This window comes from Vibrio sp. Vb1166 (assembly GCF_033338695.1).
GTDB lineage: Bacteria > Pseudomonadota > Gammaproteobacteria > Enterobacterales > Vibrionaceae > Vibrio > Vibrio alginolyticus.
In genome coordinates this window covers 23,106-35,696 of the sequence record NZ_JAWOTE010000007.1, presented here as the reverse complement: position 1 = coordinate 35,696, position 12,591 = coordinate 23,106, and the positions used below count along the sequence as shown (strand labels likewise).

General features: G+C 44.6%; 13 protein-coding genes. 6 read left to right on the top strand and 7 right to left on the bottom strand.

Annotation, left to right across the window (positions count from 1 at the left end):
• Positions 1 to 8 precede the first annotated feature (8 nt).
• The gene (locus R7E51_RS09570; protein WP_017820183.1) at positions 9 to 1,334 is read left to right on the top strand and encodes a DUF1501 domain-containing protein; all 1,326 of its coding nucleotides are present in this window, start codon (positions 9 to 11) and stop codon (positions 1,332 to 1,334) included.
• An 85-nt stretch (positions 1,335 to 1,419) separates the two neighbouring features.
• Here the strand turns inward: R7E51_RS09570 and R7E51_RS09565 are convergent, their stop codons facing one another.
• On the bottom strand, positions 1,420 to 2,514 hold the full coding sequence (locus R7E51_RS09565) for a ketoacyl-ACP synthase III (protein ID WP_005387993.1): 1,095 nt from the start codon (positions 2,512 to 2,514) through the stop codon (positions 1,420 to 1,422).
• 162 nt (positions 2,515 to 2,676) lie between these two features.
• Here R7E51_RS09565 and trxC point away from each other — a divergent pair, with 162 nt between their 5' ends.
• On the top strand, positions 2,677 to 3,111 hold the full coding sequence (gene trxC / locus R7E51_RS09560; RefSeq protein WP_005376074.1) for a thioredoxin TrxC: 435 nt from the start codon (positions 2,677 to 2,679) through the stop codon (positions 3,109 to 3,111).
• Positions 3,112 to 3,287: 176 nt separating this feature from the next.
• Positions 3,288 to 4,448, top strand: coding sequence for an MFS transporter (locus R7E51_RS09555; RefSeq protein ID WP_017634647.1), 1,161 nt, complete (start codon positions 3,288 to 3,290; stop codon positions 4,446 to 4,448).
• A gap of 49 nt (positions 4,449 to 4,497) precedes the next feature.
• On the opposite strand, the gene R7E51_RS09550 is transcribed toward R7E51_RS09555, so the two are convergent.
• Complete coding sequence (locus R7E51_RS09550) at positions 4,498 to 4,887, bottom strand: nitrous oxide-stimulated promoter family protein (RefSeq protein ID WP_005387988.1); 390 nt, start codon at positions 4,885 to 4,887, stop codon at positions 4,498 to 4,500.
• 14 nt (positions 4,888 to 4,901) lie between these two features.
• Positions 4,902 to 5,411, bottom strand: a complete 510-nt coding sequence (locus R7E51_RS09545; protein WP_005387984.1) for a GNAT family N-acetyltransferase — start codon at positions 5,409 to 5,411, stop codon at positions 4,902 to 4,904.
• A gap of 136 nt (positions 5,412 to 5,547) precedes the next feature.
• Between R7E51_RS09545 and R7E51_RS09540 the strand changes: the two genes are divergently transcribed.
• A complete protein-coding gene (locus tag R7E51_RS09540) occupies positions 5,548 to 5,739 on the top strand; it encodes a DUF2986 domain-containing protein (RefSeq protein WP_005376066.1) in 192 nt (63 codons plus the stop codon).
• A 49-nt stretch (positions 5,740 to 5,788) separates the two neighbouring features.
• Here R7E51_RS09540 and R7E51_RS09535 read toward each other — a convergent pair whose 3' ends face one another.
• Positions 5,789 to 7,960, bottom strand: coding sequence for a TonB-dependent receptor (locus R7E51_RS09535; protein ID WP_017820184.1), 2,172 nt, complete (start codon positions 7,958 to 7,960; stop codon positions 5,789 to 5,791).
• 89 nt (positions 7,961 to 8,049) lie between these two features.
• Positions 8,050 to 8,787, bottom strand: coding sequence for a siderophore ferric iron reductase (locus R7E51_RS09530; protein ID WP_017820185.1), 738 nt, complete (start codon positions 8,785 to 8,787; stop codon positions 8,050 to 8,052).
• 419 nt (positions 8,788 to 9,206) lie between these two features.
• On the opposite strand from R7E51_RS09530, the gene R7E51_RS09525 reads away from it, so the two are divergent.
• The gene (locus R7E51_RS09525) at positions 9,207 to 10,538 is read left to right on the top strand and encodes an anaerobic C4-dicarboxylate transporter (RefSeq protein WP_017820186.1); all 1,332 of its coding nucleotides are present in this window, start codon (positions 9,207 to 9,209) and stop codon (positions 10,536 to 10,538) included.
• Positions 10,539 to 10,625: 87 nt separating this feature from the next.
• On the opposite strand, the gene R7E51_RS09520 is transcribed toward R7E51_RS09525, so the two are convergent.
• The gene (locus R7E51_RS09520; RefSeq protein ID WP_005387978.1) at positions 10,626 to 11,114 is read right to left on the bottom strand and encodes a LabA-like NYN domain-containing protein; all 489 of its coding nucleotides are present in this window, start codon (positions 11,112 to 11,114) and stop codon (positions 10,626 to 10,628) included.
• Positions 11,115 to 11,233: 119 nt separating this feature from the next.
• Here R7E51_RS09520 and R7E51_RS09515 point away from each other — a divergent pair, with 119 nt between their 5' ends.
• Complete coding sequence (locus tag R7E51_RS09515) at positions 11,234 to 11,674, top strand: DUF4174 domain-containing protein (protein WP_017820187.1); 441 nt, start codon at positions 11,234 to 11,236, stop codon at positions 11,672 to 11,674.
• Positions 11,675 to 11,690: 16 nt separating this feature from the next.
• Here R7E51_RS09515 and cobA read toward each other — a convergent pair whose 3' ends face one another.
• Positions 11,691 to 12,449, bottom strand: coding sequence for a uroporphyrinogen-III C-methyltransferase (gene cobA, locus R7E51_RS09510; protein WP_017820188.1), 759 nt, complete (start codon positions 12,447 to 12,449; stop codon positions 11,691 to 11,693).
• Between the last annotated feature and the right edge of the window lie 142 nt (positions 12,450 to 12,591).

Sequence of the window (12,591 nt, the reverse complement as noted above, 5' to 3'; positions counted from 1 at the left end):
AGTGAATTATGGATATTTCACGACGACATTTTATACAAAGCACGCTATCGATGGGCGCACTAGCCTCTCTTAGTCTGCCAGGTTACTCTCTCGCAGCGCCATCCAATGACTTTCGAGCATTAATATGTGTGTATTTAGCAGGCGGAAACGATGCATTCAACACCGTACTGCCATTATCGGAGGCGCACTATCATCAATATTCCAAAGTCAGAGGGCCACTCTCTGTCGCCAAAGAAGACATACTCCCTATCAATTTGAGTGCTGTCGATAGCTCAAATCACCCAGTGAAGCTCGGCTTACACCCCAAGTTAAATGCGTTAACTTCCGTTTTCGAACAAGGCGATGCCAGCATCGTGCTCAATAGTGGCATTCTCAACCATCCCGTCACCAAACAAGCTATTGAGCAAGGTGAAGCATCACTACCCGAGCAACTGTTTTCTCATAATTCTCAAACAGACGCTTGGTTACTTGGTGGAATGAGCGAGTCTAAAAATCTTGGTTGGGCTGGCAGAATGTTGGATGTATTAAACTCTGAATCAGAAATAACACCGCTATACAGTGTGCATGGCAACTCGCTTTGGTTACGGGCAATGGAACACCGCCAAACCGTCCTGAAAAAAGATCGCGCAGTTCAGCTTACCGCGATTGATAACCCGCTATACAAGGGGATCTATGATCGCCTTCTCTCTCATCAAGCTGACAATCCATTTAATGGTCATTTTAATTTGATGGTTGATGAGTCGATGGTAATGAGTAGTGTCCTGAGCGAGCAACTCAACCACATTGCTGACGAGCCGCTGTTTACGTCATCGACGCTCGGCAAGCAGATGCAAACCGTGTACAAATTGATAGCAAGCCAAGATGTATTGAAGCAGCAACGACAAGTCTTTTTCGTTAAACACTCTGGGTATGACCTACACGATTCGCAACTGGCACGTCATCCAGTGTTACTTGAGGATCTCGCGACAAACCTTTTAGCAATGTATCGTGCGGTCGAACGGTTAGGGCTAAACAAGCAAGTCACCTCTTTCACTATGTCTGACTTCGGTCGACGGATGATGAGCAACGGAAATGGTACCGATCATGGCTGGGGTGGCCATCAACTATTAATTGGAGGCGCGGTAAATGGGAAACAACCTATCGGTACATGGCCGGAACTAATACTGGGCGGAAACGATGATTACTCTCAAGGCCGACTCATACCCAAAATTGCCGCTGATCAAGTTGGTTCAACACTAGCACAGTGGATGGGCGTGAGTGATAACGCGGCACTGGAATACGTGTTCCCGAACATCCGTAATTTTACTCATTCAAACCTGGGTTTTATGTCGTAAGATATTTTACAGGTAGCTGTAGAACACATCATCAAATAAGGGAGCCTCGCGCTCCCTTACTCATTTTATGTTTGCAAAGTGTCCGTTACACCTCGTCGCGACGGCGTTCGTTACACAGCTTAATGGCACGCTCAAGTAATTCTAACGCGGATTGCTCACATTCAGGCAGAACCGCATCACTTTCGCCAATTGGCGTTACGCGGTCACCCCATTTCAATACTGCCGCACCCCATGTCAAACCTGCACCAAATGCAGCAAGAAGCATATTATCACCTGGGTTAACTCGACCTTGCTCTACCGCTTCACACAATGCAATTGGCACCGTCGCAGCTGAAGTATTGCCATAGTTTTGAATGTTAACAAACGCTTTGTCGTGTGGAATTCCAGACAGGTCACACAAGGTTTGAATAATACGAATATTCGCTTGATGCGGAATCACAACATCGATTTGTTCCGTCGTTAACTGTGATGCTTTCAGTACGGTTTTCGCAGCTAGCCCCATGCCTTTTACTGCACGTTTGAAAATTTCTTGTCCTACAAAGTTGAAATCCCAGTAACCGTTGTCTTCCGCAAAGCGATCCATACAAGTACCAAACTTTGGTACGGACAGAATATCGCGGCCTTTTGCGTCACAACCGATTTGAGACTGTAGTAAACCCGTTTCTTTTTCCGTTCTTGATAACACAACGGCGCCCGCACCATCACCAAATAGAACAGCGGTATCTCGCATTGCCCAATCGATGTAGAAAGACAATCTTTCCGCACCAATAATGATCGCGTTACGATAGTTACCTGATTGAATCAAACGTGTGCCCGTTTCTAGGCCATAGACAAATCCCGTACATGCGGCATTTAAGTCAAAGGCAGCGGCTGCACGAATACCTAGGTTCTGCTGTACCTTAGACGCGATATTTGGAATCAATGAATCTGGTGAACAAGTCGCCACAATGATTAAATCCACGTCTGTTGCATCGACGCCTGCTCGAGCTAATGCATGTTTAGCAGCAACGGTCGCCATGTCTGACGTGTTTACATGACTAATACGGCGGTTTTCGATACCAGTGCGGGTACGAATCCACTCATCGGAAGTATCGAGGAAAGTGCTAAGATCATCGTTAGAGAGCACGGCTGGCGGAACACATTTCCCCCAACCTGTAATTTCAGCGTAGTAATTTGTCATCGCAGACCTATTTATTGTTGTATTTTAATAAAATTTCTTAGAACCTTAGGCTCAAATACAAACCTGCGCTGCGTTATTTCGGCAGGTTAAAAAATAAGTATACAAATAATGAGGCTGACTGGTAAGTCATGTTTTCATCAATACGTAATAAAGGAAGAAGTCATGTCATCGTTTAAAACTCGCTGCCCTTCGTGCGGCGGTCTAAATCGTGTCCCTAATGAGCGCGTTGCCGAATCTGCAACTTGCGGTAAATGTAAAAGTGCACTTTTAGACGGCTCGCCTATCGAAGGTACACAAGATAACTTTTCTGCTCTATTACAAAGTGATATGCCTGTTGTAGTAGATTTTTGGGCCCCATGGTGCAACCCGTGCGTTGGTTTTGCTCCTGTTTTCTCTGATGTTGCTCATGAGCAAGCCGGAACGGCTCGTTTTGTTAAGATTGATACCGAAGCTCAACAACAACTTGCGGCGCAATTTGGTATTCGCAGTATTCCTACCATTATGGTTTTCAAGAATGGTCAACGCGTTGATATGATCAATGGTGCGTTACCTAAAACTCAATTCGATCAATGGTTAAATCAAGCACTTACTAAATAATCTTCCACGCCAACCTTGTTTGTAGGTTGGCGTTTTTATGCAACTTATCAACCTATCTAGTTAACAAATATTATTTGTCGAAACGACTTAAATTTATCATTTTACTTGCCTAACTATTAGCCTCATATTCGCGCCGAATAACCCTTAGATTTCATTTAACTTATAGGCGCAAAACAGTGGAAAACACAGTCGTTCCTGCAGCATCACCACGAGTTACAGTTCCAGTCGTCGCACTGTCTCTTTATGCGGTGGCTTCGGGCTATTTAATGAGCTTGATCCCTCTCATGCTCGGTGAATACAACATCTCAGCAGATTACGCGAGTTGGTTGGCGAGTGTGTTTTATGGCGGCTTATTAACCGGTGCTATTTTTATTGAACGTATCGTACGTCAAGTTGGTCACCGTAACGCGTTTATTGGTTGCTTGGCCGTATTTTCGCTAACTATCGTCACACTACCCGTGTTTGCTAACGGATTGATGTGGCTTGCCGCTCGCTTTATTGCGGGTATCGCGGTTGCTGGTGTTTTTGTCATTGTTGAATCTTGGCTAATGTCTGGAGACGAAGCATCGCGTGCGAGACGTTTGAGCTTGTACATGCTATCGCTTTATGGTGGTTCAGCATTAGGCCAGTTTGGTATTGGCGTGCTTGGCGTAAGTGGCGGCGTTCCGTTTATTGCGATCACGACGTTGATCCTAATGGCGATGCTGGTGCTAATGTTCATTGAGTGTGAGCAGCCAAACAGCCATGAATCAACCGCTTTATCATTTAAGCAAATTGCCAAACTAAACCATGCAGCAATTATTGGTTGTGTTGTTTCAGGTTTGACCTTAGGTGCGATCTACGGATTAATGCCAGTTGAGTTAACTAACCGTAAAATTAGCCATCAAGACATTGGTACATTGATGGCGCTAGTGATTCTAGGTGGCATGCTAGTTCAACCAATGGTGACCGCGTTAAACAAATACATGAGCCGCACAGTGCTAATGGCGTTTTTCTGTATTTTGGGTATTTTTTCGATCGGTATGACGTTTATTTCCTCGTCAGCCGTGGTATTGGCTGCTGCATTATTCTTTTTAGGTGCAGCTACTTTTGCCTTGTACCCGATTGCAATCAACTTAGGTTGCGAAGGACTTGATGAACGCTTTATTGTCTCTGCGACACAAGTCATGCTGTTTAGCTACAGCATCGGCTCTGTTGCTGGTCCTGTTGTCGCTGATAAATTTATGGGCCAAGAACACGGCTTGCTAGGCTACTTGTTTGCCGCTTTGGTTGCGACGGGCGTATACATGCTACTTGCTGCGAGCAAAACCAAGCAGCGTATGGCCGCTGGCCTCTAACCACGCCGCTTCTACTCAACGAAAACGAGGGCATGTCGCCCTCGTTTTTTTATTCTTCGCATTTTTGTTTAGATAAACGCTTGTGACGGTTTGACGCGTTCGCTGCAGGCTTTTCCGGTACCATTCGCTTTTCATGAAGCAAATGACGAACCGCCAAGATGGGATGTTTCAGTAACATTCTGGGGCCAGAGTAACGCATGACCAAACGCATTTGTTCTTTCGGCTCTGGTTTGTAGCAGTGAATCGGACATTTATTACACGTCGGTTTATTCTCTCCATAAGGACAGCGGTCGAGGCGCACTTCTGCGTATTCAAGCAGCTCACGACATTCTGAGCATAAGTCACGTTTTGTTCCATGATGGTCATGACAGTAAACCTCTACCATGGCTTTTACTGTCTTAAATTCAGTGGCGAGTTTGCCAAGTAAAATATCGCTCATGCGCTATCCAAAAATCACAACATCATTGTGTAAAGTTCTAACGTGCGGCCATTATCATATTGCTGCTCAACTCGTTCAAACTCAAAGCCCAGTTTTTTGAGCAAACTTATACTACGAATATTGTCATTGTTGGTGATGGCAACCAAATTATCGAGTTTCATTTCCTCTCTAGCGTATTCCAGCACTGCGGTTGCAGACTCCGTTCCGTAGCCGTAGCCATAAGCGGAAGGTAAAAATCCATATCCGAGATCATAGTGTTGTAATGTGTCACGTTTAACCAACCCACAAATCCCGATGGGTTGCCCATCTTCTTTCTTCTCTACAACGAGTAAACTCACGCCTTTAATTTGTTGCATGCGTAGCATGTTTTCTTTTATGTAACGCGCCGCTTCATATTCGGTACGAATTTGTTTGTCTCCGACAAAACGGTAGAAGTCTGGGTGGTTATAAAGTTCTAGTATAAATGGTGCATCATCTACACTCACAAGACGCAGTATCAAACGTTCGGTGTACAGTGTTTTCATTTGGGCTCCATTAAAACGCGATAGATGATTGGACATAGGAACGTACTTGAATTTTGCGACCGATACCGGCGCTTATTTAGTTGTAACTTGATAAAAAAGTAACTATCCTGCCTCGCTAAATTAAAGGACCACCACCATGAACCGCAAGAAGAAAATCAATCAGATCTTGAAAGCGAAGCAGAAGAAGCATAATGCTAAGCTACATAAGAGCAATAAGCCGCGTTATATCTCCAAAGCTGAACGCGCGAAAATGGAAGCTGAAGAACAAAACCAAGCTTCAGAACACACGGAAAACGTTGTAGACACAGCGCAGACAGATCAAGCCTAAAAGAAAAGCCGCTTCAAGCGGCTTTTTTGATATTCGGAGATAGTTAGCTTTAGTATTCGACACTGTAGTTCAGTGTGAATGTGCGACCTCTTCCTTTGTAGTCGTACGCTGCAGCATCGTAGTGTGCTGCATAAAGAATCTGCGCACGTTGTCCCCAAGCGGTTGTGTAGTCTTCGTCAAATAGGTTTTGAATACCAAAACCTAACTGCCCGATAGGTAGTGTTACGTTACCAAGAAGATCAAACGTAGTGTATCCATCTAGTTTATTGTTTGCGTCATCTTCGTAATCAAACATCGTCTGGCTTTGTAAACGTACTGAATAGCCATCCTGATAGTAAGCCGCCCACGCGTTCGCTTTTGATGTACTTGCTTTACCCGCGCTTAGATCTTCCCACTTACCGTTGGTTTTCAGCTCAGAAACCACATAGTGACCTGATGCACCTAACAAAATATCACGGTTTACCCAGTAGTTAATGTTTGCTTCGGCACCGTATACACGTTGCTCGTCATCAACATTGGTGATTAGGAGCGTCTTCTTGTCATACTTGATTGAGTTATCCGAAACCGAGTAGTAACCCGCCGCTTGCAGTGCGACAGTATCCGTATCTAATCGGTAACCAATTTCATAGCTGTCCGTTTTGATGCCCGACATTTTTGAGTCAGATACATTAATGCTATTGTTCAACGCGTAGTGACCATTTGCATCCGCGGCATCGTAGCTACCTTGGCCGTAGTACTTTGCAGGATCAGCGAGTTCGAAACCTTGAGAGAAGTTCGCCCAAAGCTGAGATTCATCGTTAAGCTGATAAATAGTGCCCAAATTAAATAAGCTCACAGAGTAGTCAGTGCTGCCACCTGGTACCGCATCCGCTGATACACCATTACCCGATGCGATCTTCTTTTGTATACTATAGGCAACAAAATCATCAATCTTATTGTCCATGTATTGGTAGCGGTAGCCTGCTTGTACTGACCAATCTTGATTGATTTGGTAATCCCCTTGGACAAATATTGCGTAAGACGCCACATCAACATCTGGGTAACGCCCCACTTCGGCATAGGTTCGATTAATTAAGTTCCCAGAGCTGTTCGCAATGGTTGGATCGAACAGAGCCTGGTTACTTTCAAAACGGTCTAAGTACGCATCGACACCATAAACAAGTTTGAATGACTCCCAGCTTTTAGCTAACGCTAAGCGCCCAGCAAAAACTTCTGTTTTTTGTTGAGAGGCACTTTGGTAATAAGGAGTAAAGGTTTGGTCTTCACTACGGTAAGATAACTCGCCTATCAGTTGATGACCGAATACGCTGTCGTGAGCGTAGTTCGCACTTAAGAAAACTCGCTCTGTACCATGTTCACGGTCGGAATCGAACCCCTCTCGTACATCTACAAATTTATTGTTAACAATGTACAAACCGTATGGCGAATCTTGCTGGCTGTCATAGTATTGTGCGACAAGGTTTAACTTGCCGGCATCGGAGATTTGAATCTCGGTCGATCCCATAACATCGAGCGTTGAATTATACTGCAAGGAGCCCTGTGAAATGTCTGGGGTGACAATGTCGCCATTTGCGTCAAATGCACCTTGTGTCTCGGTGTACACAACCGAACCTCTAGCGGTAATTCGCTCATTACCACCCGAGATAGACTGAGCGAGTTTGTAATCAAAGTCATCGCTGCTATTAAAGCCTGTAGTGCCACTCACGTAGGATTCAAACGACAAGTCATCCGAGTACGCTTTCTTGGTGATAATGTTAATAACACCACCAGTAGCGCCTGCACCATAAATGGAGGTTGCACCAGATAGTACTTCAATTCGCTCGATGTTGAATGGGTCTATTGCGTCTAACTGACGACTAATCGGGCGAGAAGACTGTAACGAGACACCATCAATCATTACCAACATTGCTCTACCGCGAAGGTTCTGACCATAATTAGTTCGACCACCGGTGCCGACGTCTAAAGAAGGGATGGTTGCAGATAGAATATCACCCAGTGTCTTGCCCGCACGATATTGCTGAGCAATCTCTTCTTGGCCAACAAACCAAACCGTTCCTGGAATATCGGAGATCGATTTCGGCATCACACTGCCTACAACAACCAATTGCTCATCGCTCGGAGTCGATGTTTGTTGAAGATCTTCTGCTGCTATTGAGCTAACTGCGTATCCACTGCTCATCGCAAGTACGATGAGATTGAAAGAAAACGTCCTTTTCATCATTGTATTTATCTTTTTGTTGTCAACAAGAGCATGCAATGATACTTATTCTCACTCTCAAATCGAGCACTGTTACACAAGTTAAATAAATGTTAATTAAGAACCTTCTTGCTCATAAGTTGTCGATTTTCCTCTAAACGAGGACAATCTGCACAAAGCTTTCTGCCTTCACACTTATAGACTAAACAACAACTTTTTCTTACTAACTTTAGCGGCTGATCAGATCCCGTCTCATGAAGTGAGCGGCTATTATCAACATCCAAACCCATTGCGCTTAGCCACAAGACCGCATGCTCCTGAAGTGTCGAGTTAGTCATTTGCGGAAAGCGCTGTTGGAGACGAATTAAACAAGCCATGATTCCGTCCGACATCAATTGATGGGTGAAGCCAGGACGAATGCGTGTCCATTGACTCATCTCTTGTTGATAGAAGTCGAACAGTTCTCGGATTTGACGCCCCGCCTCTTTTATCAACGCTTCTGGCTCGCCATGTATATGCGCTTCGTCGGCGAATCGGTACCCAGAAACAAAACAAGGTTTGAGGTGCTGCGCTATCTCGCGAATGTTTGGCAACGTGTGGTAACCGTAAATAGAGATGAATGCGACATAAACTGGCTGCCAACAAAGTAAATCCCACGTTCTTGTCAACCAATATGCTTTTCCCGCTTCCGGATGAGCCTCCGAGATTTGCTGGTAAAGGCCTTGGATGATCGGGTTGATATCATTCTCGATATGGATAGCTTCTTGCCCTATCTCGCCGATATCACCGTGTAGGTAAGGTGTAATCTCACTCGAAGTTTGAAACAGTTGCGGGAAAAATTGCTCAGACATGATGGCTTATTGTTGGTGTAGTCATTCTGACACCTTTATACCCAAGCACCAATCGTAATGCAAACTATTATCCTTTGCGTTTTCATAACAAAGAAGCACTCTTAGGGTTAGTTATGAATGTATTTCCGAGTTCTGTGAAGCTGTAAGGTCTGGTTACGTATGCGATGAATAGCAACAAACTCTTAAACCTCTTCGCATTTAACGCTCACATGATCGCAAAAATACACAGCATAAAAACACCCTGATAAAACTGTGTTAACAGTTTCCCTGTGTAGCGTGAGTTATTGCCAATAATTGAATATTGCTGTTTCTTATCCAGCGGATTGTGAACAACATGAAGTATTTTCTTTCTGAATATCGAGACAATACAAAGAGGTAATTTGGCTATGTAGCCCTCTGTTTTGAATAAGGAAATCCACATGTTGTATCTTGAGTTTCTATTTTTGCTCGTGATGCTGTATATCGGCTCACGTTATGGTGGTATCGGCCTTGGGGTCGTATCCGGAATTGGCTTGGTGATTGAAGTCTTCATCTTTAAGATGCCGCCAACCTCTCCTCCTGTCACCGTTATGTTGATCATTTTAGCGGTGGTAACATGTGCTTCCATTCTTGAAGCCGCCGGCGGTTTGAAATACATGCTGCAAGTTGCCGAGCGTGTGCTTCGTAAGAACCCAAAACGCGTCACCCTTATTGCTCCGTTCGTGACTTACTTTATGACCTTCCTACTTGGTACAGGTCACGCGGTTTACTCTATCATGCCAATCATTGGCGACGTTGCGCTTAAAAACGGCATTCGTCCAGAGCGTCCTATGGCTGCCGCTTCTGTCGCGTCTCAAATCGCAATCACAGCCTCGCCAATTTCAGCGGCCGTAGTTTACTACTTGGCGCAACTCTCTGATATTCAACACGAGATCACTCTGCTCTCAATTTTGCTCGTTACTGTGCCTGCAACCTTATTCGGTACGTTGTTGATGTCACTTTACAGCCTAAAGCGTGGTAAAGAGCTAGACGACGATAAAGAATACCAAGAGCGTTTGAAAGATCCTGTGTGGCGCGAAAAGATCCTCAACACAACTGCAACGTCTCTTGATGAAGTACTACCAACAAGTGCTCGTAACTCTGTATTGCTGTTCATTGCTTCTATCTTGGTTATCGTCGTTATCGCGATGTGGCCAGACATTCGTACCATCGTAGATGGCTCGAAGCCAATCAGCATGGCAGTTGTGATTCAAATGATGATGCTCTGCTTCGGCGGTATCATTTTGCTTGCGACCAAAACTGACCCGCGTGACGTACCAAATGGGGTGGTATTTAAATCTGGTATGGTGGCGGCGATTGCTATCTTCGGTATTGCATGGATGTCAGATACCTACTTTCAGTACGCTATGCCTCAATTTAAATCTGGCATCGTAGAGATGGTAACCAACTATCCTTGGACATTCGCGCTTGCGTTATTCATTGTGTCGGTTGTGGTGAACTCTCAAGCTGCAACGGCTCGCATGATGCTGCCTGTTGGTCTCGGCTTAGGTTTGGAACCTGCGCTGCTTATCGGCTTGATGCCAGCGGTATATGGCTACTTCTTTATTCCCAACTACCCTTCAGATATCGCGACTGTGAACTTCGATACCTCGGGCACAACTAAGATTGGTAAGTGGTACTTCAACCACTCATTCATGTCTGTGGGCTTAATCGGCGTGATTGGTGCATGTTGCTTGGGTTACTTGCTAGGGCAAATGATCATTCCTTCGTAACTAGCCAAATCAACGATAAATTAGAGGCGAGTCATTGTACGTTTTCGTACAGCCTGAGTGACTCGCCTTTCTTTATTGCACTATTAACTACAGCAAGAAATCGTCATCAATCGCGACAAAATTGTCGGCACAATCAATCAGAGTTTGAGATGTAAGTTTAGGTACACCATAAACGGTCACCGTTTTATTGAAGCGCTGCTGAATTCTCTCTACTAGCAGACTAAAGTCTCCATCTCCCGAAACTAGAATCACTTCCTCAACTTCGGGAGCAATTTCAATTGCATCGAGAGTAATACCCACATCCCAATCGCCTTTCGAGCTGCCATCACGACGCTGGATGTAGGGTTTAAGCATCACCTCAAATCCAACACCGCGTAAAATGTGATGAAACTGACGTTGTTTTGGATCGTTACTCGCGATGGCATAAGCACGAGCACTTACCACCTCTTTCCCTTGTGTGGCGACATACCAAAACTGGTTGTAATCAAAATTGCTTCGATACGCTTCGCGACAGGTGTAATACACATTCTGTACATCAACCAAAATGGCGATTTTTTGTTTGCTTTCCGAACTCATCTATTTCTACGCTCAATTTATTTGCTGCCTACCCTATGTCAGTTTTGGAAAAAGCACAATGAGCCAATTCCACTAAACTTAACGTATAAAAAGTTATTTGGGTTTCTAGGGGAACTGTCATGGGCGGAAAGTTACTAGTGATACTGCTTTCTTGTATCTTGTCATCGACAGCATTTGGTTATCCAGCGCACTCCAAATACTGGCCACATAGAAGTGTGCTCTACTTTGCGCCGGAAAATGATGAATACGTCAAACAATTCTTGCTAGAAACACTTATGAATGAGTGTGAGTTGGAAGACAGAGATGTCGTCACACTGGTCATTACAGAACAAGGTTATACTTTTCCTGCTTGGCTTAAAGAAGAGTTCGACCTAAAAATGCTAGCTCGTCTTTATGCGGTCGAAAAAGGTTCTCATACTGCTATTTTGCTTGGTAAAGATGGTCTAGAAAAGCACCGTTGGGGCGCAGAAACAGACTGGCCGTTTATCAACAACCTCATTGATCAAATGCCTATGCGTAAGCAAGAAATGCAGAGGCAACAAAGCCCCTGTAAAATATAGTCACTTCTGGGCAGTATTACTTTGCGAACCAATCCAATTTGTTGTGCAGCTGAGTAACGCTACCAACCACAATCAATGCTGGGCTCACAGCTTGCTCTGCCATGCTCGATAACTCGTTCAACTTTCCTTGGAACACGCGCTGCTCCGGGCGCGTACCGTTTTCAATAATGGCGCATGACATCTCAGGATCTAAGCCGTGAGTGATCAGCTTATCCATAATGTGGCCGCTTTGCTTCAAACCCATGTAGAACACAAGCGTGTTGTTGGATTGCGCGAGTGAATGCCACTCAATCTCACGACCATCTTTTTGTACGTGACCAGTGATGAATTGAACGCTTTGCGCATGGTCGCGGTGTGTTAATGGAATACCAGCATAAGCCGTTGCACCCGCTGCTGCTGTGATACCCGGAACCACTTCGTATTTGATACCAAATTCCGCTAGTTCTTCTAACTCTTCACCGCCACGGCCAAAGATAAATGAGTCACCGCCCTTCAGACGCACAACACGCTTACCTTCTTGTGCTTTCTGCACCAAGATTTGGTTGATTTGATCTTGAGGCACACAGTGAAAGTCTAATTTTTTACCTACGTAGATCATCTCTGCTGATGCATGAGCCAATTCTAGAATGTCTTTCGACACCAAACGGTCGTATACAACAACTTCAGCCGCTTGAATGGCTTTTAAGCCTTTTACTGTGAGCAAATCAGGATCACCTGGACCTGCACCAACAAGAGAAACAAAGCCGCTGTTTAAAGATGAGTGAGCAGTAGTCATATCAACGCCTATCGAAAAATTTAGATATAAAGAGTAACACTCGCGTTATGCACTTAGGGCTAAAACCACTCTAAGGAGTTATTACTTTTTATAGCTAAATCAATAAAATATGTCGCGAAAGTGAAAGTTAAAAATTGAAATC

Bases quoted from the DNA above. Each gene is read 5' to 3' on its own strand.
- R7E51_RS09570 (WP_017820183.1), top strand. From the start codon at position 9: ATGGATATTTCACGACGACATTTTATACAAAGCACGCTATCGATGGGC.
- R7E51_RS09565 (WP_005387993.1), bottom strand. From the start codon at position 2,514: ATGACAAATTACTACGCTGAAATTACAGGTTGGGGGAAATGTGTTCCG.
- trxC (WP_005376074.1), top strand. From the start codon at position 2,677: ATGTCATCGTTTAAAACTCGCTGCCCTTCGTGCGGCGGTCTAAATCGT.
- R7E51_RS09550 (WP_005387988.1), bottom strand. From the start codon at position 4,887: ATGAGCGATATTTTACTTGGCAAACTCGCCACTGAATTTAAGACAGTA.
- R7E51_RS09545 (WP_005387984.1), bottom strand. From the start codon at position 5,411: ATGAAAACACTGTACACCGAACGTTTGATACTGCGTCTTGTGAGTGTA.
- R7E51_RS09540 (WP_005376066.1), top strand. From the start codon at position 5,548: ATGAACCGCAAGAAGAAAATCAATCAGATCTTGAAAGCGAAGCAGAAG.
- R7E51_RS09535 (WP_017820184.1), bottom strand. From the start codon at position 7,960: ATGATGAAAAGGACGTTTTCTTTCAATCTCATCGTACTTGCGATGAGC.
- R7E51_RS09530 (WP_017820185.1), bottom strand. From the start codon at position 8,787: ATGTCTGAGCAATTTTTCCCGCAACTGTTTCAAACTTCGAGTGAGATT.
- R7E51_RS09525 (WP_017820186.1), top strand. From the start codon at position 9,207: ATGTTGTATCTTGAGTTTCTATTTTTGCTCGTGATGCTGTATATCGGC.
- R7E51_RS09520 (WP_005387978.1), bottom strand. From the start codon at position 11,114: ATGAGTTCGGAAAGCAAACAAAAAATCGCCATTTTGGTTGATGTACAG.
- R7E51_RS09515 (WP_017820187.1), top strand. From the start codon at position 11,234: ATGGGCGGAAAGTTACTAGTGATACTGCTTTCTTGTATCTTGTCATCG.
- cobA (WP_017820188.1), bottom strand. From the start codon at position 12,449: ATGACTACTGCTCACTCATCTTTAAACAGCGGCTTTGTTTCTCTTGTT.